Raw genomic sequence first — 18,778 nt, forward strand, 5'->3', positions numbered from 1 at the left:
GCCCGTCGCCGGCGATCGCGTTCGGCGACTCACCGGCGGTCGCGTTCGGCGACCTCCTCGGCCTCGAGCTCGGTCTCGTCCTCGAGGTCGATATCGATGATGTCCTCGTCCTCGACGTCGTCCGCGCGTCCCTCCGGGTCCCCCCAGTTGATATCCGTGAGCGGTTCGACGGTCTCGGTGACCACGTTCTCGGGGAAGCGATCCAGGTCGCCGTCGGCCATCCCCCGGTGGTCATCGCCGTCCTCGTCGATGAAGCCGTCCTCGTCATCGTCGTCATCGTCGGAATCCGCCAGGCGCGGGCTGAGCTCGTCGATCGCGTAGTCGCCGCCGCGCACGAATCCGCGGCGGAAGGCCGCACGGCCCACCATCACGCTCGAGACCGGCACGGTCAGCATCTGGGCGAGCAGCACCACCAGCAGGAAGGCGGCCAGGGACCAGGAGCCCGAGTACAGCGCCGCCCCGCTGAACACCAGGATGAGACCCAGCACCTGCGGCTTGGAGGCTGCGTGGATGCGCATCAGCACGCCGTCGAAGCGGTTGAGCCCGATCGTGGAGACCACGCCCAGCAGGACTCCGCCGGCGATCAGGACGGCGGCGATGATCTCGATGGGCGTCATCGTGGCTCCTCCGTCGTGGGGCGGCGAGGTGCGCGGCGGTGCTCGTCCTCGACGTTGTGCTCGACGCTGCGCTCGAAACCGCGTGAGCCCGGCTGTGCACCGAACCCGCGCTCGTCCTCGTCCTCGAACGGCTCCGAACGGCCCGTCTCCTCGTGCGGCTCCCCCGGCGGGCCCAGGTCATCCAGCGGCTCTCCCGGCTGCAGCGAGTCCTCGAGCGGGTCCTCATCCGTCAGCGGGTCCTGGAACTCGTCCGCGGGGAGGGTGTTCCCCGGATCCGGCGACTCACCCCGGCTCTCGTCCCAGGCCTCGGAGCTGAAGGGGTCGAGGTGGACCGCCTCGTGGGGGCCCGTGTCCGTGTGCGGTTCGCGGGGGTGGCGGGCGCGGCGTCCCTGCATCGGGTCCTCGCGGGCCACGAAGCGGGCGAAGGTGACGGTGCCGATGAAGGCGAGGCCGGTGAGTCCCAGCAGCGCCGGCCCCGCCCAGGTCGCCCGGGAGTGGGCGGCGTAGAGGGCCATGCCCATCACCACGAGCGTGACCAGGGCGTCGCCGGAGAGCGCGCGATCCAGGATCGTCGGGCCCACCACCATCCGGTAGACCACACCCAGCGCGGCGGCGGCGAGGATGGCGGCATAGATGACCAGCAGGATCTCGAAGGTGCTCATCGCAGACCCGCCTCCTCGAGGACCTCACGGCGGCCGACGGCCCACAGCAGGCGCTCCTCCTGGGCACGGACCTGCGCCCGCGCCTTCTCGACCTCCTCGGGGGTGCCGGCGTTGAAGGTGTGCAGGAACAGCATCCCGGTGGCGCGCTGCGCCTCGACCACGACGGAGCCGGGGATGAGGGTGCACAGCACGCCGGTGAAGGTCAGGAAGAAGTCCGAGCGCGATGCCATCCGCACGGCGATCACCGAGCTCGGCGGCTGGGGACCCGGACGCAGCGAGTAGTACCCGACCTGGACGGCGGAGACGATCACGTCGTACAGGAAGCGCGCCGCGAACAGCAGGAAGCGCACCGGGCGCAGGGTCAGCTCGTGACCCGTCGGCGGCATCGGGAACAGCACGAAGATGAGGACCGCGACCGCGACGCCGCCCAGCACGTTCTTGAGATCCAGACCGCCCCACAGCAGGCACCACAGCGCCACCATGATCAGTGCCCAGATCCATGAGTGCCGCAGGTCCTTCAGTCGTCGGGAGATCACTCGTCCACCTCCTGCCCGTCGCCGTCGAGCCGCTGCCCGGCGTCATCGATCCGGTACTGCAGCTCGCCGGCGGCCTCGTCGCCGAGGACAGCGCTCACATACGGGGTGCGCTCGAGGATGGAGCTCGCGGCGTTGTCGGCGTAGGTCATGATCGGACCGGCCAGCACCGTGAGCACCAGAGAGAAGGTGATCATCGCTGCGGTCGCCCCGACCATCACCTTGGGCAGCGGGACATCGCGGGCGACGATCTCCGCACTGGGCTCCTGCCAGAAGGCGCGGTTCCAGATCTTCGCGATCGCATACAACGTGAGCAGGCTGGTCAGAACGCTGATGGCGATGAGGAACCACCCCGAGGTGCGGTCGTACTGGATGCCCGCCTCGATCAGTCCCACCTTGCCGATGAAGCCGGAGAAGGGCGGGATGCCCGCGAGGTTCATGGCGGGGAGGAAGAAGAGCACCGCGATCACGGGGGCGAGCTTCTGCAGCCCGCCGAGCTTGATCAGATTGGTCGTCCCGCCGCGGTGCTCGATCAGGCCCGCCGCGAGGAACAGCGTGGACTGCACGGTGATGTGGTGGGCGACGTAGTAGATCGTCGCGGCCATGCCCATCTGGGTGACCATGCCGATGCCGAACAGCATGTAGCCCATGTGCGAGACCAGCGTGAAGGACAGCACTCGCTTGAGATCCGTCTGCGCGACCGCGCCGAAGATGCCGATGAGCAGGCTCAGCGCCGCTGCGGCCAGCAGCAGGTTGGAGATCTGGGACGCGGGGAAGAGCAGGGTCTCCAGGCGCAGGATCGCGTAGATGCCGACCTTTGTCAGCAGTCCCGCGAACACGGCCGTGACCGGCGCGGGAGCGGTCGGGTAGGAGTCCGGCAGCCAGGCGCTGAGCGGGAAGATCGCGGCCTTGATCCCGAAGGCCACCAGGAGCATCAGCTCCAGGACCATCCGGATGCCGGGGTCCAGGCCGTCCAGCCGCAGCGCGAGCTCGGCCAGGTTGACGGTGCCGGTCGCGGAGTACACGGCGGCGATCGCGGCCAGGAAGATGATCGAGCTCAGCAGGGAGACGATCACATAGGTGGTCGCTGCGCGCACCCGGCTGGCGGAGCCGCCGAGCGTGAGCAGCACGTAGCTCGCCGCCAGCAGCACCTCGAAGCCGACGTAGAGGTTGAACAGGTCACCGGCGAGGAAGGCCATCGACACCCCGGCCACCAGGGCGAGATAGGTGGGATGGTAGATCGCCACCGGGGTCCGCTCGGTGTTCTCGCTGACCGTCTGTGCGCTCGAGTACACCAGCACCGCGAGGGTGACGAAGCTGGAGACCAGCAGCATCAGCGCGGTGAGACGGTCCGCGACGAGCACGATCCCCAGCTGCGGGGTCCAGTTGCCGATCTGCAGGACCAGCACACCCTCCTGCGAGACGTAATAGCCCAGCACCATCGAGACCGTGAAGATCGCGGTCAGGGTGAGGATCGCGACCCAGAGCTGGATCCGGCTGTAGTGGCGCAGCAGCAGGGTGAATGCGGCGCCGGCCAAGGGGAGCATCACCGGCAGGGCGAGCAGGAGTTCGATGCTCATGCCTCACTCCGTCCATCGGTGTGCTCGCGGTCGGTGTCGGTGGCGGGGCCCGCGCCGGGGATGCTGCCCATGTCCTGGGCACTCTGCGGAGCCTGGGCGGTCTGCGGAGCCGCGCCACGCCCTCCGGGCGGCGGGTCGCCCGGCCGTGTGCCGCCCTTGTCGGGGCGGCGACGGCCGGCCCGCGGGGGCGGCGGGGCGCCTCCTTCGTCGGCCTCGGTGGCATCCTGCGGGACGTCCTCGGCGCTGGTGAGGTCCGAGCCCAGCGGGTCGTCGTCCTCGTGGGCGAGCAGCCCCTGGGACTGTGCCAGCGCGCCGCGCCGGGATTCCTCGGTGAGTGCCTGGGACCAGGGCAGGTGCTCGGTCTCCTCGGTGGTGCGGCGCCGGCGCCTGCGCAGCACCCTCCGGTCCTCGACGTCGTCGGGGACCTCGTCGTGGCCGAAGAGCTGCCAGGCCCGGTAGGCCAGGGCCATCCCGAAGGCGGTGATGCCCAGCGAGATCACGATCGCGGTGAGCACCATCGCGAAGGGCAGCGGATCCGTCATCTCCGCAGGGTCGCCGCTGCCCTCGAAGGGCGGCAGTCCGGGCTTCCCGGCGGCGATGATGAACAGCACGTTCACCCCATTGCCCAGCAGCACGAAGCCCAGGATTATTCGCGACAGGGTGCGCTCGAGCATGAGGTAGACGCCGCAGGTGATGAACACCCCGGCGATCAGGAGCAGCGAGAGGCTAACGGGCATCGAGTTCCGCCTCCTGCTGCTGGTCGATCTGCGATCCCAGGGACCGCAGGAAGTCGAGCATCACGCCGACCACCACGAGGTAGACGCCGATGTCGAAGATGAGGGCGCTGGGGAATTCCAGCTCGCCCAACAGAGGCACGTCCACCACCGGGGTCGCGCTGGCGAAGACGGTGCCTCCGAAGAGCACCGGCAGCACTCCCGCCAGCACCGCGATCGCCATCCCCGCACCGAGGATGAGGCCCGCCTGCACGGGTGCGGCCTCGCTCAGCTCGTACCGGCCGCCGGCGATATAGCGCAGCGCCAGGGCGAGGCCCGCCACTAGCCCGCCCGCGAAACCGCCGCCGGGCAGGTTGTGCCCGGCCATCAGCAGATACACCGAGAACATCATCATCATCGGGAAGGCGAGGCGCGTGATGACCTCGAGCATCACCATGCGTCGTTCGGGAGCGAGGGTCAGTCCCGCGGAGAGCCAGGTCCGCCAGCGGTTGCCGCCGGAGACGTCATCCGGGCGGGCGTCGAAGTCCAGGGCGTTCTGCGGCAGCTCGGAGTCCATCCGTCGCGGCCAGATCGAGGCCTTGGACTCCAGGTCGCGCACCCGGGAGATGGGGCGCTCACGACGGGTGACGAAGATCAGCGAGGCCACCCCGGTCGCGACCACCAGCAGCACCGAGATCTCGCCCATCGTGTCCCACACGCGAGCATCGACCAGGGTCACGTTGACCACGTTGTGGCCGCCGCCGATGGTGTACGCCGGCTCGATCAGGCCCGGTCCCAGCGCCTCGCGATAGCGGGCGTCGGCGGCGTACAGGGTGGCTCCGCACAGCACCACCGCGGTCGCGATCGCGATCCCCCAGCGCCCCCAGGCGCCGATCCGCAGGGGCCGACGGGAGAAGTGGATCGGCAGGCGGCGCAGCACCAGCACCAGCACCACGGTCATCGCGGTCTCGACCAGCACCTGGGTGATGGCGACGTCCGGCGCGCCCGCGACCAGGAACAGCAGGGCGACGCTGTAGCCCGTGACCGTGATCAGGAAGACGGCGCGCAGGCGCCGTCGGGAGCGGGCGGCGCCGATGGCCGCGAGCGCCGCCACCGGCAGCAGGATCAGCTCGAGCGGATGCTGGAACAGCACCAGGTTGTCCGGCAGCGGAGCCTGGGTCACCGCAATCGGTCCGACCAGTGCGATCAGCACCACCAGCATGGTGCCCAGGGTGTAGGGCAGGGAACCTCGCTGGAACAGTGCGGTGGCCGCGATCGACAGCGCATCGGTGCCGCGCAGGATCCGGCGGAAACCGCGCTCGGCATCGAAGGCCTCGAGGAGACCACCGTCGGCCCAGCGCTGCGGGGAGATCCGCTTCTGGAGCTTCGCGAACGGCTTGGCGAGCAGGGCGAGCCCGATGCCGAGGCCGAGGGTGAGGACGGAGGCCAGCAGCGGCACCCCGAGATGGGGGATCACCACCAGGTGCACGCCCGGGCCGGTCTCCGGCAGCAGCGAGGAGTAGGTGCGCAGCACCTCCTCCAGGGGGCCGGCGGCGACGGCGAGGGCCACGGAGAACACCGCCACCAGTGCCGGCGGCAGACAGTAGAGCACCGGGATCTGCGGCGTCGAGACCCGCGGAGCGCCCGGGGCCGGTCCGAAGGCGCCCCAGACGAACCGCCAGGAGTAGGCGACCGTGAGGATCGACCCGGCGACCAGGGAGAGCAGCAGCAGCCGCTGCCATCCGCCCGCGTACCAGAGCGCGGAGTAGATCGACTCCTTGGCCACGAACCCGAACAGCGGCGGCACCGCGGCCATCGAGGCGGCGGAGACGGTGCCGATCACGGCCACCACCGGCGCGACCCTGCCCACTCCGGACAGGACGCGCAGGTCACGGGTGCCGAATTTCTTGTCGATGATGCCGACGACCATGAACAGAGGGGCCTTGAACACCGCATGCGCGATCAGCATCGCAAGGCCCGCGAGCACGGCATCGTGCGTGGCCAGGCCGGTCACCGCGGCCAGGAAGCCTAGCTGGGAGACGGTGCCATAGGCGAGCAGCAGCTTGATGTCCGTCTGCCTCAGCGCGCGCCAGCCGCCCACCAGCATGGTCGCCGCGCCGACCGCGGCCAGGATCATCGTGACCACCTCGAGGTGGGTCAGCGCCGGGGCCATTCTCAGGATCAGGTAGATCCCGGCCTTCACCATCGCCGCAGCATGGAGGTACGCCGAGACCGGTGTGGGGGCGGCCATCGCGCCGGGGAGCCAGAAATGCGTGGGCAGCAGCGCCGACTTGCTGGTGGCCCCGGCCAGGATCAGCACCATCGCGGTGACGAGAGACGGACCGGCCTGCTCCCACATCGGATCGCCGACGATCACCGAGAGGCGCATCGACCCGGCCTGCGAGGCGACCATCAGCAGGCCCACCAGCATCGCCAGGCCACCGGCGGTGGTCGAGATCAGGGCGTTCAGAGCAGCACGCCGTGAGGCCTGCTTGTCCTGATAGTGCCCGATCAGGAGGTAGGAGAAGACGGTGGTCAGCTCCCAGAAGGTGTAGAGCACCATCACGTCGTCCGCGAGCACCAGGCCCACCATCGCCCCTGCGAAGGCGGTCAGCACGCCGGCGAAGCGGCCCAGCCCGGGTTCGGTGTCGTGGAAGTACCGAGCGCAGTACAGCAGCACGATCGCGCCGATGCCGGTGGCGATCAGCGCCAGCACCCAGCTCAGCGGATCGAGTCGGAAGGCCAGGTCGATGCCGAAGGCGGGGATCCAGGCGATCGATTCCTCCCGCGGGAGGTCCGCGAGAGTCCGCGGATCGATCGTCGCGAGCCAGAGCGCCGAGGCCCCCGGCACCATGGCCAACGGGTAGAAGGCGTTGCGGCCGAGCCATCGCACCAAGAGGGGTCCCACGAGCGCCGCCACCAAGTGGGCGAGCAGCATCGTGAACACAGAGGTCTCCAACCGGTGGAGGGGGAAAGGGGCCGGTGACATCTTACGGGAGGCGGCGTCTCCATTCCTGAACCTCCTTGCCTGCGCCGGAGACTTCTCACTGCACAGATCACGGACTGTGCCGCCGACTCCGCTGTCGCTCCGTAGAGTGAGCGCATGGCCACCATCTCGGACCCGGGGGCGCGCGTGTCCGCCTCCCGCCCCGCGCGCCCGCCCGTCGTCCCCTTCGCCCTGTGGGACGGAGGGATGTCGGCCTTCAGCTCGGTGATCCTCACGTTCGTGTTCGCGACCTATGTCGCGAGCGCCGTCGCCGCCGAGGGCGCCGTGGGCGATGAGGCCATCCAGGCCGCCCAGGCCCACGGCTCACAGGTGCTGACCACCTGGCAGTCCCTCGGGGCGGTGGCGGTCGCGCTGCTCGCCCCGCTGCTGGGGAACCTCGCCGACCGCGGCGGCGCCCGCAACACCCTGCTGCGCATCACCACCCTCGCCACCGTCGTGGTGGTCGCCCTGATGCCTCTCGTCGCTCTGGACTCCGACCACCTGATGCTCGGCGCGGCCCTGATCGCACTGGCCGTGGTGTTCAGCGAACTGGCCGGGGTGTTCGTGAACTCCGTGCTGCCGGAGATCTCCACCCCCGCCGACCGTGGTCGCATCTCCGGCACGGCCTGGGCGGTGGGCTATTGGGGCTCGATCGTGTGCCTGGGCATCGTGCTGGTGCTCTTCGTGATGCCGGGGACCGGACTGCTCGGGATCACCGGCGAGAACGGCTGGAACTACCGGGCGATCCCGCTGTTCGTCGCCCTATGGATCCTGGTGGGCACGATGCCGCTGATGCTGCGTGCCCCGAAGCACCCCGCCTCCGCCCCGGGCGAGCGGTGGAACCCCTGGCAGGGCTATGCGCACATCGTGCGTCGCGTGATCCGCGCCTTCAAGGATGAGCCGATCATGCTCCAGTACCTGGTCGCCTCGGCCATCTACCGCGACGGCCTCGGAGCCGTGTTCTCGATCGCCGGCGTGCTGGCCGCGAATGCCTATGGCTTCTCGTTCACGGAGATCATCATCTTCGGCATCGCCGCGAACCTGGTGGCCGGTGTCGGGGTGTTCCTCGGCGGCCGCGTCGATGACCGCGTGGGCCCCCGCCCCGTGATCATCGTCGGCTCCCTCGGAGTCATCGTGCTGGGACTGGTGGTGCTGTTCTTCAGCTCGAGCCTCGTGTTCTGGGTCGCCGGCCTGGCGATCTGCCTGTTCGTCGGCCCTGTGCAGTCCGCCTCGAGGAACCTGCTCACCCGGCTCTCCCAGCCTGGTCGGGAGACGGAGAACTTCGGTCTCTACGCGACCACCGGCCGCGCGCTGGGCTTCCTGGGCACCGCCGCCTTCGCCGCGACGGTCGCGATCTCGGGCGACACCCGCACCGGGATCCTCGGGATCGTGCTGGTGATGGCGCTGGGCCTGATCGCCTTCGTACCGATCCGGCTCGGCGCCGCGGGGCGGGCTCCGGTCCGCTCCTGAGAATCGGCGCCTCGTCCCGAGGGCGGCCAGAGGCCACCAGGGATCCGGTCGGGCCCTGCGGCCTCGGATCGCCCTCAGCCGAGATCGGCGGGATCGACCAGGAAACCCTCGAGGTCCACGACGTAGCCGCCGACGCTCTCGATGAGCAGCCCGGCGATCAGCCCGATCCGCCGGTAGGCGTGCTGCCACCGCTCGGCGATCTCGGCCGACGGGACCTCGACCGCGTCCTCTTCCGGGTCTGCGGTGACGTGCACCAGCTGATACTCCACGGCGCTGTCGAGCCACTCCAGCGCGGCCAGGGCCGCAGGACGGGAGCTGAGCCCCACCCGCACCGAGATCTCCTCCCCCGCAGGCAGCGGGATCGAGGCGCTGTACCCGGAGCGGGCGACCTGCTCGGGGACCTCGTCGAGCGCGGTCTCCGGCTCGAGCGGTGCGAGCAGCTCCACCAGGGACTCCGGTGCGAGCGCATGCGCGCTCACCACGCTCAGGTCACGGATCTGGAAGGGATGCGGTTCGAGCCGCACTCCGCTGTCGGCGACCACCGCACCGTAGAGCCGGCGCGCCAGCGACCAGGCGAGGTCCAGCGCCCGCCGCTCGCTCCCGAAGGGCATCCCGTCCGGGAAGGCCCGGCCGTAGCCGTGGGAGTCCCCCATGCCCTCGGGCAGCGGCTCCTCCCGCTCCCGCGGGGTCTCCAGGTCCCATCGTCCCGCGCCGCGCGGTGAGCGGTCCGGCACCAGGCGCACCTGGTCCTCGAGCTCGATCGCACCCTCCTGATCCTCTCCGGCGTCAGGGAGCACGTTGCGGACCATGGTGAGCACGTCCCCGGGGGCGGTGTCGCGGGAAAGCTGCAGACGGTGCCGGGTGCGGCTCTGCTCGGTGCTCGACGGGTGGACCGACGTGCTCGCCGGGGGGACCGGAGCGGTCACTTCTCCTCCTCGACCGGGATCAGGGTGCGATGGAAGTTCTGCGCGGAGCGCGACGGGGTCGGGCCGCGCTGGCCCAGATAGCGGTTGAGATTCCCGGCGCTGCCGTACGGGCGCTCGGAGGCGCTCGAGAGCTGGAAGAAGCACAGCTGCCCGATCTTCATCCCCGGCCAGAGCGCCACCGGCAGGGTCGCCATGTTCGACAGCTCGAGGGTGATGTGGCCCTGGAAGCCGGGGTCGATGAAGCCCGCCGTGGAATGGGTGAGCAGACCCAGCCGTCCCAGCGAGCTCTTCCCCTCGAGGCGCGCGGCGACGTCATCCGGCAGGGTGATCTGCTCATAGGTCGAGGCGAGCACGAACTCCCCCGGATGGAGCATGTACGCCTCCTCGGGAGCGACCGCCACCTCACGCGTGAGATCGGCCTGCTCGAGCGCAGGATCGATCATCGCGTGCTTGTGGTTGTCGAAGAGGCGGAAGAAGCGGTCGATCCGCACATCCACCGAGGCGGGTTGGATCATCTCGTCATCGAAGGGATCCAGGCGCACCCGCCCGGCCTCGATCTGGGCCCGAATTTCACGATCGCTCAGCAGCACGGCGCCCAGACTAGTCTCCCCACGCCGACGAGCGCAGCGCGTCCCAGCATCGCCACCGACCGAGGGGCATCCGCCGGCGGAACATCAGTCGCCGGTGCGGCAGAAGCGCCTGCCCCCTGCCGAAACGGGGCGCGGGGCGCCGCTCGGCGACAGCGGTTGGCGGAGCACCGCCGGAAAGGGGTATGCTGACTCGCGTTCGCTCGAGCGGTCGTGGTCCTCCGGGACAGCAGGCCAGGTCGGGCGGCCTTTTGCGGGTGTAGTTCAATGGTAGAACTTCAGCTTCCCAAGCTGATAGCGCGGGTTCGATTCCCGTCACCCGCTCCACGTGTCACCGCATGTCCCGGACGCCGGCCCTACGGGTCGGCGTTCTGCATCTCCGTGGTTATGTCGATCTTCGCGCAAGTGTAAGAATGCGGCATGCCCAAGATCATCGGAGGATCCCTCGAGGAGCATCGCGAGCGCACGCGGGAGAAGATCTTCGCCGCACTCGCCGAGCTGCTCGAGACCCAGTCGTTCGAGTCGGTCACCTTCTCCCGCATCGCCGCCGCTGCCGGCGTGGGGCGCACGGCGATGTACAACCACTTCCCCGACCGCGAGACCCTCCTGGTCGAGTACGCGATCCACGAGACGACGGACTACATCCATCAGCTGCGCGCCGGGGTGAGCGATTCCGCCACCCCCCGCGATGCCGCGATCGCCTACATCCACACCCAGCTGGACCTCAACATCTCCTTCCATGTCCCGCAGACCTCCGGCGGGGCGAGCCTGACCCCGGAGACGGCGGCCCGCATGCGCGACCATGTGGTGCTGATCGAGGACGTGCTGCGCACGATCGTCACCGACGGCGTGGCCGGCGGTGACTTCGCGGCGGATCTCGATGTGGATGCGACGGTGCGCATCATCAACGGCCTGCTGGTGGGGTCATCCGCCAAGCGATACTCCCGCACGGCACTCGAGGACTTCGTCCTGCGAGGTCTGGGCGTCAGCAGGGGCGTGGGTGGCTGACGCCTGCGCGGCGCCCCCAACCCGGCAGTTCAGACAGAAGGAAGCGCCCCGGTCGGTCCGCAGCTGCGGAATGACCGGGGCGCTTCCCTGTGCGGGTGCGGGGGGCTCAGTCCTGATCCTCCGCGGTGGTCTCCTCCGCAGCCTTCGCCTCGGCGCGGCGCTTCCTGCGCTGGCTGCGGGTCGGCTTCTGGACGGCCGCCGGGACCTGCTCGACGTTCCCGTCGTTGACACCCCAGTCCATCGCGTCCAGGCCCTCGTCCCCGCTCTCGTCGGCGCGGGCGAACAGCGGCCGGGAGATCTCTCCCTCGCCGTCCTCGAGGTCCACCTCGGGAGCGGTCGCGGCCACCACCCAGCAGACCAGCACGACGACCAGGGCCAGCACGGCGATGCCCCAGCGCAGGAAGGCGCTGGTGCCGTCGGTGGTCATCCCCACCACGGCGCTGACGGACAGCGCCGCCAGCAGCGAGGTGGTCAGCAGCAGCGGGAGAGCGACGGAGCCGACGGCAGCACGCAGGATGCCGGTCAGCACCGTGCCGCCGAGGGCACCGGAGTGCCCCCAGGAGCCCCGCCCGCCATAGCGTCCTCCGCCGATCACCGCCGCGGCGTTCTCCAGGGTCGAGGCGGAACCGAGGAGCCACAGTCCGAGGCCCGTCGCCGTGAGCACCACCCCGATCACCAGCCCGGGCAGGGCGCCCGGGCCCAGCCCGAACCCGGCCACGACCGGCATCAGCACGGCCAGCACCACGGAGGGCACGGCGGCGCGGCGCACCATCTCCGAGAGCTCGACCAGCTCGGCCCGGGTGCGGCCCTCGAGCATCGAGGCCCGGGTCTCGACCACGGCGTTCGCGCCGAGCCGGCGGGCGCCGTCGAGCAGCGACGAGGTCACCAGCAGCACGGTGATCACGCCGAGGCCCACCCCGCCGAGCACGGTCAGGGAGGTGGGTCCGACGGCGTGCAGCGCGCGGTCCTCCCAGACCGTCGCAGCGCGGGGGGCGAGCTGCAGAGCGCTGCCCAGCGGGCCCAGCACCGGCAGAGCGGTGAGAGCCCCGGCCAGGAGCAGCGCCGCGCGCGGACCGGTCGCGGCACCGGCACCGGCGTTCGCCAGCCCCGGTTCGGTCTCCGGCGCCTCCGTGAGCGTCGAGGCCAGGAGTGATCCCGCATGGGCCGCCACCACGATCAGGGCACCGATCCCGGAGTGGGCCAGCAGCGCGAGCGCGAGGGCCGGCACCCCGGCGGAGAGCACGGAGATGACCGTGGCGATCAGCACCAGCAGGGCCACGGCGCCGGCCGCGGTGAGCGCGGTCGAGCCGAGACCTGCGGCGAGGCCGAGCGCTCCGCCGGTGCGGCTGGTGCGCGCGGCCCGCAGCACGGTCCCGCCCAGGCGGTGGCCGGTGCCGCCCAGCAGCACCACCGCACCGAGCGCGGCGAGGGCGCCGAGGCCGAGGGCGATCGCGACCACCACGTTGGGGGTGATCGAGTAGAGGCCGAGCATGTCCAGGAAGGCGCTCGCGTACTGCGACTCATCGGTGCTGGTGAGCCACTGGCCCATGTCGGTCAGCGCATCCTCGATCTGCGGCTCGAGCTGCTCACGCGGAGTCGGCGTGCCGCCGGTGATCGCGGGGTCGGTGAAGTTCGTCAGGCCGACGTCCTCGAAGCGGAGGTCCTTGTAGAGGGACGGGATCCACAGCGCCGCGGCGGCGACTGCTCCCGCAGCGCCGAGCACCGACGGGATCAGTCCTCCCAGCCGGAGCGCACCGCGCTCGTGGCCGACGCTGCCGACGTGGGGCACCACTGCGGAGACCGCGGCGGCCAGCAGGGCCACCCCGAGCCCCAGCAGCACCACGATGAAGCCCTCCGCCGCGAGGACGGGGACTCCCAGCAGCACCCCGACCGCGGCGACCGCGGTGGCCACGGCGACCAGATCGGCGCTGAGCGCGCCACCGCGACGGAACATGCGAGCGCTGCGCAGGTGAGGACCGCCCAGGTTCTGCGGGTCCTCCGCATCCAGCTCGTGCTCGTCGGTTCCCACGAGGTGTCCGGCGGCGGAGGCGGCCGCATCGAAGGGCACGGCGCAGACCCGGAGCGCCAGCGCGGAGATCGCAGCGCCTGCGGCCAGCGCCATCAGGGCGGGCCCGGCGGTGGTCTGCAGGAACCACACGATGAGGACGATCGGGACGATCGCGACGGCCAGCGCGCCGGTCACCGCGAGCGCCCCCAGCCGGGAGATCATCGCCGCCCGGCGCTCGGTGGCGATACCGAGGGCGGCCAGCTGGATGGCGATGCCGCGCCAGGCGGCGAGCGGACCGAGAGCCACACCCACCAGTAGCAGCGCGGAGCGCAGGATCCGGTCATCGGTGGTGCCCGGGGCCAGGTACAGCAGCACCGCGACCGGAAGTCCGATCCACAGCATCAGCGAGCCGGCGGAGAGCAGCTGCGCACCGAGGCGCTGGCCGAGGCCGTCATCGACCTGGTCGCTGTCCTCATCTCGACGCAGCCGACCGGGGATGACGGCCCCCGCGACGAGGGCGGCGAGGGCGAGCACGCCGAGCGCCAGGAGGGTCCAGGCGAGATCGTCGCCCAGCGGGAATTGCGTGATCAGATCCACGGGAGAACTTCCGACGACGGGGCTCGACAGTCCGAGCAGGTCAACGCACCGGAGCGGGGCTCCGACGGACGAGAATAGCGGAGGGCGGTGGCCGGGGGCGGCACCGACTCAGTCCAGCAGCGAGAGATCGAGATGATCCGGCCCGCCGTCGACGACCCGGATCGGGACCCCCCAGTCCTGCTGGTGCATATGGCAGGCGGGGAACTCGACCGCCGGATCCGCATCGCAGGAGGCGGCCCGGGCACTCACATGCAGGACCCCCTCGGTGTAGGCGGGATCCAGCTCGAGCGTGCGCTCGAGAGCGGTGTCCACCCCGGCGCCGACGGTGAGCATCGAGGACGGGGTGGTCGAGATGGTCACCTGGGTCGAGGGGCCCAGGGAGTCATCGAGCTTGTGGCCGGGCGGCGGCGTGAACAGCACCCGTACCGTGAGCCGGCCCGGGCCCACCTCGGTGACCGGACGTTCGGAGCGCTGAGCGCCCTGGTCGATCACCCGTTCGGCGGCCTTCGCCACCGGCACCCAGGTGATGCGGTGGGTGCCGGACTCGACGACGATCAGCTGACCGATGCCGTCCACCGGCGGACCGACGATCGCGTCCGACGGTTCCTTGAGGTCCGTGGCGACCGTGACCACGTGCGCGCTCCCGCTGCCCTTCCCGTCGTGGCCCCCGGCCGCCGCCGCGCCCGTCGCCGGGCCGTTGCCCGAAGCTCCGGGCAGGTCCGCGATCCCGACCATGCCGCTGAGGGCGGTGATGCCGCCCGTGGTGGTGCCTTCACCGTCGGCCGACGGCTCTTCGATGATCCGGATCGCACCGTTGTAGGTGTCGCTGACCGCGATGCGGCCGTCCGGCAGCGCCGTCACCCCGAGCGGGTGCTGGAATCGTGCGGACTCCGCGGGACCGTCCACATGCCCGAAGTCGAAGAGGCCGTGCCCCACGAGGGTGCTCACCGTCATCGTCCGCGGATCCAGGACGCGCACGGCGGAGGTCTCGGAGTCCGCGATCACGATGCGACCGTCGGGAAGCTCGTCGAGCCCGGAGGGCTGCGCCCACCAGGAGGTCACGGCCGGGCCGTCGACCAGGCCCTCCTGGGTGGTGCCGGCGAGCACCATGAGCGCCCCGGTGACCGGGTCGAAGGTCCACAGCTGGTGGATGCCGGCCATCGCGATGACCGCCCGGTTCAGCACATGCGACCAGGTCAGGTCCCAGGGAGTGGACAGAGAATAGGTGCGCGCGTCACCCTCGCCCCGGGGCAGCGGCTCGCCCTGCATCCACTGCGCGCCGGAGCCGGCGACGGTGCTCACCTCGGTCGCCGTGCGGGAGCGCAGCAGGCGGTCCTGGCCGACCTTGACCCCGCGCAGGCGGTGGTTCACGGTATCGGCGACCAGCAGGTCGTAGCCGACCTCGGCGGCGATCTCCTCGGGGAGGGCGAGGACGCCGTTGGGCTCGGCGAACTGTGCGGTCTCGGCGTCCCCGTCGGCGTGCCCACGCGCCCCGGTGCCGATGATCGCATCGACCGTCACCCCGTCGTTCTGGAAGACCACCAGCCGGTGCTGACCGGCATCGGAGACCACCAGTCGCCCGTCGGGCAGGATGGAGAGCTTCGAAGGGAAGCGGAGGGTCTGAGGGGTGCGCTCGGTGAGCACGGTGGGAGCCGAGCCGCGACGCAGCGAGCCGTCGGCCTCGCCCTCGGCGACGAGCTGCTCGACGAGCTGGTCGAGGTTCGCAGCATGTCCCTCACCGGAGAGGTTGCCGGCGATGCGTCCATGGGTGTCCAGCACCATCAGGGTGGGCCAGGCGCGGGCCCCGTACGCGCTCCAGGTCTCCAGCTCCGGGTCGTCGATGACCGGGTGGGTGACCTCGTAGCGCTCGATGTTGGCGGCCAGCGCGTCGGGGTCCTTCTCGAACTCGAACTTCGGCGAGTGCACTCCGATGACCACGAGCTCCTCCTCCCACTTCTCCTCGAGGGGACGCAGCTCGTCGAGGACATGGAGGCAGTTCACGCAGCAGAAGGTCCAGAAGTCCAGCAGGACGATCTTCCCCTGCAGCGACTCGAGGTCGAGCTCCGCACCTCCCGTGTTCAGCCAGCCGCGGCCGCGCAGGGCGGAGCCGTGGGCGCGGGCGGTCAGGGGCGCAGAGGGATCGGACGCTGTGCTCATGGGGACCAGTCAACACCGGATCGGCGCCGCAGGTCGAACTTGGGTGACATGCGCGGACATCGACGCCGCTCTCGCGCCTGCCCGCCCCCGCTGACGAGCGCGTGCTCCCCCGGCCCTGAGAGGGGGTGTCGCGGCTCTCCGCTCACCAGCTGCGGATCCAGCTCGCGAGGTCGGGGTCGGTCAGCGAGGTCAGCGCCAGATCCGCGGGCGGGGCGGCGAAGCCGGGCGTGGGGACCGCGATCAGGCGCAGGCCCGCGTCCCGTGCGGCCCGGGCCCCGGTCCCCGAATCCTCGAAGGCGAGCACGTCGGACGGGGCGGCGTCGAGGGCGCGCGCCGCGGCGGCGTACATGTCCGGGGCGGGCTTGGGATTCTCGACGGTGTCCGAGGCCTCGAGCACCGCGAACTGCTCGCGCATCCCGCCGAGGGTCAGTTTGCCCTCCAGCGCGGCCAGCCATGAGTTCGAGGCGCAGCCCAGCGGCACCCGCTCCCCCGTCAGACGCAGGATCTCCTCGGCACCCGCCATGGGGCGGATCCCGGCGGAGAGCTCGCGGTCGAACACGCGGTGGAGATCGGCGAGGACCTCCTGCTCGTCGTGACCGGAGCGGAGGGCGATCAGCTCGGCGGCGACCTCGATGGTGGAGCCGTGCAGCACGTCCCCGTCGCCGACCTGGAGCTGGGCATCGTGGGCCGCGACGACCAGGTCCTCGGTGCGCTGCCAGATGGATTCGGTATCCAGCAGCAGACCGTCGCAGTCGAAGACGACGGCACGCGGGGTCCAGTCCCCGAATGCCTCCGCGAAGCGGGCGGGAACCTCCGCGACGCGGGCCGGGACCTCCACCCCGCTCATCGCCGCAGCTCCCAGCCGGCGATCCAGCTGCTGAGCACCGGATCGGCCATGGACTCCAGGCGGCGCGGCGAGCGCGGCCGCTGCCCGGGGATCGACGGCACCGCGATCAGCTGCAGGCCCGCCGCGAGCGCCGCCTCCGCGCCGGTCTCAGAGTCCTCGAAGCCGAGGCAGTCGGCCGGGTCGGCGTCGAGCGCGCGGGCGGCGGCGAGGTACATATCCGCGGCGGGCTTGGGCTCCCGGACATCCTCGATCGCGATCGAGGCGTCCACGACGCCTGCGATCCCGAGGCCGTCGAGCTTGGCATCGAGCAGGTCGCGCGGGGAGTTCGAGGCGACCGCGACCGGACGCACCGCAGCCATCGCACGAAGCGCCTCGAGCGCGCCGGGCAGCGGGCTCAGCCGCTCCCCGATGTGCTCCCTGTGCGCGGCCACCAGCTCCTCGCCGACCAGGTGCGGGTCCTTGCCGACGACCCCCGCGATGGTGAGCACGACCTGCTCGGCGGCCCGGCCGGTGATCGCGCGGCGGGTCATCGGGTCCAGGCTCGCGCCGTGGCGGGCGAGGTACTCGTCCTGCAGTGCGACCCACTGGCTCTCGGTATCCACCAGCAGCCCGTCGCAGTCGAAGATCACTCCGCTCGGCGACCAGCTCGGTGGCCACTGGTCCAGCGGGGAGGCGAGAAGTGCAACAGGCTCGGAGGTCATGGCGACCAGGGTATCCACCCTCCCTGCACCGCGGGTGAACCGCTCACCCCGTCAGGCTGCTGCGAGGGTCAGGCGGCGACGAGGCCCTGTTCGATGTCGGCGAGGATGTCGTCGATGTGCTCGATGCCCACGCTCAGCCGCACGAAGCCGGGCTCGATGCCCGCCGCACGCTGCTCCTCCTCGCTGAGCTGCGAGTGGGTGGTCGAGGCGGGGTGGATCACCAGGGAGCGCACGTCACCGATGTTCGCCACATGCGAGTGGAGGGTGAGAGCGTCGACGAAGCGCTTGCCGGCCTCGAGCCCACCGGGCAGCACGAAGCCGAGCACGCTGCCGGCCCCGCGCGGCAGGTACGTGTCAGCCGTCGCCTTGTAGGGGGACGACTCCAGGGACGCCCAGGTCACGGGGCCCACGCGGTCATCGCCCTCGAGGAAGGCGGCGACCTTGTGGGTGTTCTCGAGGTGACGCTCCATGCGCAGGTGCAGCGTCTCCAGACCCTGCCCGATGAGGAAGGCGTTGAACGGCGAGACGGCCGGGCCCAGGTCGCGCAGCAGGTTGGTGCGGGCGCGGGTCGCGAAGGCGGCGGGCAGTCCCGCGAAGACGAGGCCGTTGTAGGACTCGTCGGGCTCGTTGAACTGGGGGTACTTCTCCGCATGGGCGGCGAAGTCGAAGCTGTCGCCGTCCACGATCACGCCGGCGATCGAGGTGCCGTGGCCGCCGAGGAACTTGGTCGCCGAGTGCACGACGACGTCCGCGCCGTGCTCGAGCGGACGCAGCAGGAAGGGGGTGGCGACCGTGTTGTCGACGATCAGCGGCACCCCGACCTCGTGGGCGACGTCGGCGATCGCGCGCAGGTCCGGGATGTCCTGCTTGGGATTGGGGATCGACTCGACGAAGAACGCGCGGGTCGTCGCGTCGGCTGCGGCGCGCCAGGACTCCGGGTCGGTCGGGTCGGCCACCCACTGCGCGGTGATGCCCAGGCGGTTCAGGGTGTGCTTGAAGAGGTTGAAGGAGCCGCCGTACAGGCTCGGGGAGACGGCGATGGAGTCTCCGGTGCCGGCGAGGTTCAGGATCGACAGGGTGATCGCGCTCTGCCCGGAGGCGAGCAGCAGCCCGGCCGCACCGCCCTCGAGCGCGGCGATGCGGTCCTCGACCGCGCCCTGGGTGGGGTTGTTGATCCGCGAGTAGATGTGGCCGGCCTCGGCGAGTGCGAAGCGGTCTGCCGCGGACTCCGCCGAGGGGAACACGAAGCTCGTGGTCTGGTGGATCGGCAGGGCCCGTGAGCCGGCATCCGAGTCCGGGGTCTGGCCGGCGTGGATGGTCAGGGTCTCGAACTTGTGCGTCTGCTCGGTCATGGCGGGGCTCCTCCTGGGACGGGTGTCGGGCCCA

General features: G+C 70.9%; 15 protein-coding genes and 1 tRNA gene. 3 read left to right on the top strand and 13 right to left on the bottom strand.

All coding sequences use genetic code 11. The annotated features are described in order from the left end of the window. Positions 1-29: 29 nt before the first annotated feature. Genes Q0937_RS01910 through Q0937_RS01935 form a run of 6 tightly spaced genes read right to left on the bottom strand, consistent with a single transcriptional unit; the run spans position 30 to position 7,043 of the window. Positions 30-617: a monovalent cation/H(+) antiporter subunit G gene (locus Q0937_RS01910; RefSeq protein WP_299299165.1), complete on the bottom strand. Its 588-nt coding sequence runs from the start codon at positions 615-617 to the stop codon at positions 30-32. Further along, complete coding sequence (locus Q0937_RS01915) at positions 614-1,279, bottom strand: monovalent cation/H+ antiporter complex subunit F (RefSeq protein ID WP_299299167.1); 666 nt, start codon at positions 1,277-1,279, stop codon at positions 614-616. Before Q0937_RS01915 ends, Q0937_RS01910 begins: the two co-directional genes overlap by 4 nt. After that, positions 1,276-1,815, bottom strand: coding sequence for a Na+/H+ antiporter subunit E (locus tag Q0937_RS01920; protein ID WP_299299169.1), 540 nt, complete (start codon positions 1,813-1,815; stop codon positions 1,276-1,278). The genes Q0937_RS01915 and Q0937_RS01920 overlap by 4 nt, the downstream gene beginning before the upstream one ends. Further along, complete coding sequence (locus Q0937_RS01925; RefSeq protein WP_299299171.1) at positions 1,812-3,392, bottom strand: Na+/H+ antiporter subunit D; 1,581 nt, start codon at positions 3,390-3,392, stop codon at positions 1,812-1,814. The genes Q0937_RS01920 and Q0937_RS01925 overlap by 4 nt, the downstream gene beginning before the upstream one ends. Then, the gene (locus Q0937_RS01930; RefSeq protein ID WP_299299173.1) at positions 3,389-4,129 is read right to left on the bottom strand and encodes a Na(+)/H(+) antiporter subunit C; all 741 of its coding nucleotides are present in this window, start codon (positions 4,127-4,129) and stop codon (positions 3,389-3,391) included. The genes Q0937_RS01925 and Q0937_RS01930 overlap by 4 nt, the downstream gene beginning before the upstream one ends. After that, on the bottom strand, positions 4,119-7,043 hold the full coding sequence (locus Q0937_RS01935; RefSeq protein ID WP_299299630.1) for a Na+/H+ antiporter subunit A: 2,925 nt from the start codon (positions 7,041-7,043) through the stop codon (positions 4,119-4,121). Before Q0937_RS01935 ends, Q0937_RS01930 begins: the two co-directional genes overlap by 11 nt. 165 nt (positions 7,044-7,208) lie before the next feature. Here Q0937_RS01935 and Q0937_RS01940 point away from each other — a divergent pair, with 165 nt between their 5' ends. After that, positions 7,209-8,561: an MFS transporter gene (locus tag Q0937_RS01940; RefSeq protein ID WP_299299176.1), complete on the top strand. Its 1,353-nt coding sequence runs from the start codon at positions 7,209-7,211 to the stop codon at positions 8,559-8,561. Between the two features lie 74 nt (positions 8,562-8,635). On the opposite strand, the gene Q0937_RS01945 is transcribed toward Q0937_RS01940, so the two are convergent. Then, positions 8,636-9,487, bottom strand: coding sequence for a hypothetical protein (locus Q0937_RS01945; protein ID WP_299299178.1), 852 nt, complete (start codon positions 9,485-9,487; stop codon positions 8,636-8,638). Then, positions 9,484-10,077, bottom strand: coding sequence for a dCTP deaminase (gene dcd, locus Q0937_RS01950; protein ID WP_299299180.1), 594 nt, complete (start codon positions 10,075-10,077; stop codon positions 9,484-9,486). The genes Q0937_RS01945 and dcd overlap by 4 nt, the downstream gene beginning before the upstream one ends. A 250-nt stretch (positions 10,078-10,327) precedes the next feature. On the opposite strand from dcd, the gene Q0937_RS01955 reads away from it, so the two are divergent. Together Q0937_RS01955 and Q0937_RS01960 are read left to right on the top strand one after the other, a co-directional pair. Beyond that, positions 10,328-10,401: transfer RNA gene (locus Q0937_RS01955), tRNA-Gly, on the top strand. Positions 10,402-10,494: 93 nt separating this feature from the next. Further along, complete coding sequence (locus Q0937_RS01960; RefSeq protein ID WP_299299182.1) at positions 10,495-11,082, top strand: TetR/AcrR family transcriptional regulator; 588 nt, start codon at positions 10,495-10,497, stop codon at positions 11,080-11,082. A 106-nt stretch (positions 11,083-11,188) separates the two neighbouring features. Here Q0937_RS01960 and Q0937_RS01965 read toward each other — a convergent pair whose 3' ends face one another. From Q0937_RS01965 to Q0937_RS01985, 5 genes are all read right to left on the bottom strand, one after another. Further along, positions 11,189-13,687 carry a pyrophosphatase gene (locus tag Q0937_RS01965; protein WP_299299184.1) on the bottom strand — a complete coding sequence of 833 codons (2,499 nt, stop codon included), beginning with the start codon at positions 13,685-13,687 and terminating at the stop codon, positions 11,189-11,191. 108 nt (positions 13,688-13,795) lie between these two features. Continuing rightward, positions 13,796-15,844 carry a thioredoxin-like domain-containing protein gene (locus tag Q0937_RS01970; protein ID WP_299299186.1) on the bottom strand — a complete coding sequence of 683 codons (2,049 nt, stop codon included), beginning with the start codon at positions 15,842-15,844 and terminating at the stop codon, positions 13,796-13,798. A gap of 142 nt (positions 15,845-15,986) precedes the next feature. Then, on the bottom strand, positions 15,987-16,691 hold the full coding sequence (locus Q0937_RS01975) for an HAD family phosphatase (protein ID WP_299299188.1): 705 nt from the start codon (positions 16,689-16,691) through the stop codon (positions 15,987-15,989). Continuing rightward, positions 16,688-17,392, bottom strand: a complete 705-nt coding sequence (locus Q0937_RS01980; protein WP_299299190.1) for an HAD family phosphatase — start codon at positions 17,390-17,392, stop codon at positions 16,688-16,690. Before Q0937_RS01980 ends, Q0937_RS01975 begins: the two co-directional genes overlap by 4 nt. A 68-nt stretch (positions 17,393-17,460) precedes the next feature. Beyond that, the gene (locus Q0937_RS01985; protein ID WP_299299192.1) at positions 17,461-18,744 is read right to left on the bottom strand and encodes an O-acetylhomoserine aminocarboxypropyltransferase/cysteine synthase family protein; all 1,284 of its coding nucleotides are present in this window, start codon (positions 18,742-18,744) and stop codon (positions 17,461-17,463) included. Between the last annotated feature and the right edge of the window lie 34 nt (positions 18,745-18,778).

Source organism: uncultured Brachybacterium sp. (assembly GCF_947500705.1).
GTDB lineage: Bacteria > Actinomycetota > Actinomycetes > Actinomycetales > Dermabacteraceae > Brachybacterium.

What these genes read in the sequence shown, in the direction of transcription:
- Q0937_RS01930 (WP_299299173.1), bottom strand. Translation starts at nt 4,129, where the DNA reads ATGCCCGTTAGCCTCTCGCTGCTCCTGATCGCCGGGGTGTTCATCACC.
- Q0937_RS01970 (WP_299299186.1), bottom strand. Translation starts at nt 15,844, where the DNA reads ATGAGCACAGCGTCCGATCCCTCTGCGCCCCTGACCGCCCGCGCCCAC.
- Q0937_RS01985 (WP_299299192.1), bottom strand. Translation starts at nt 18,744, where the DNA reads ATGACCGAGCAGACGCACAAGTTCGAGACCCTGACCATCCACGCCGGC.
- Q0937_RS01960 (WP_299299182.1), top strand. Translation starts at nt 10,495, where the DNA reads ATGCCCAAGATCATCGGAGGATCCCTCGAGGAGCATCGCGAGCGCACG.
- Q0937_RS01935 (WP_299299630.1), bottom strand. Translation starts at nt 7,043, where the DNA reads ATGCTGCTCGCCCACTTGGTGGCGGCGCTCGTGGGACCCCTCTTGGTG.
- Q0937_RS01980 (WP_299299190.1), bottom strand. Translation starts at nt 17,392, where the DNA reads ATGACCTCCGAGCCTGTTGCACTTCTCGCCTCCCCGCTGGACCAGTGG.
- Q0937_RS01940 (WP_299299176.1), top strand. Translation starts at nt 7,209, where the DNA reads ATGGCCACCATCTCGGACCCGGGGGCGCGCGTGTCCGCCTCCCGCCCC.
- Q0937_RS01975 (WP_299299188.1), bottom strand. Translation starts at nt 16,691, where the DNA reads ATGAGCGGGGTGGAGGTCCCGGCCCGCGTCGCGGAGGTTCCCGCCCGC.
- Q0937_RS01925 (WP_299299171.1), bottom strand. Translation starts at nt 3,392, where the DNA reads ATGAGCATCGAACTCCTGCTCGCCCTGCCGGTGATGCTCCCCTTGGCC.
- Q0937_RS01910 (WP_299299165.1), bottom strand. Translation starts at nt 617, where the DNA reads ATGACGCCCATCGAGATCATCGCCGCCGTCCTGATCGCCGGCGGAGTC.
- Q0937_RS01915 (WP_299299167.1), bottom strand. Translation starts at nt 1,279, where the DNA reads ATGAGCACCTTCGAGATCCTGCTGGTCATCTATGCCGCCATCCTCGCC.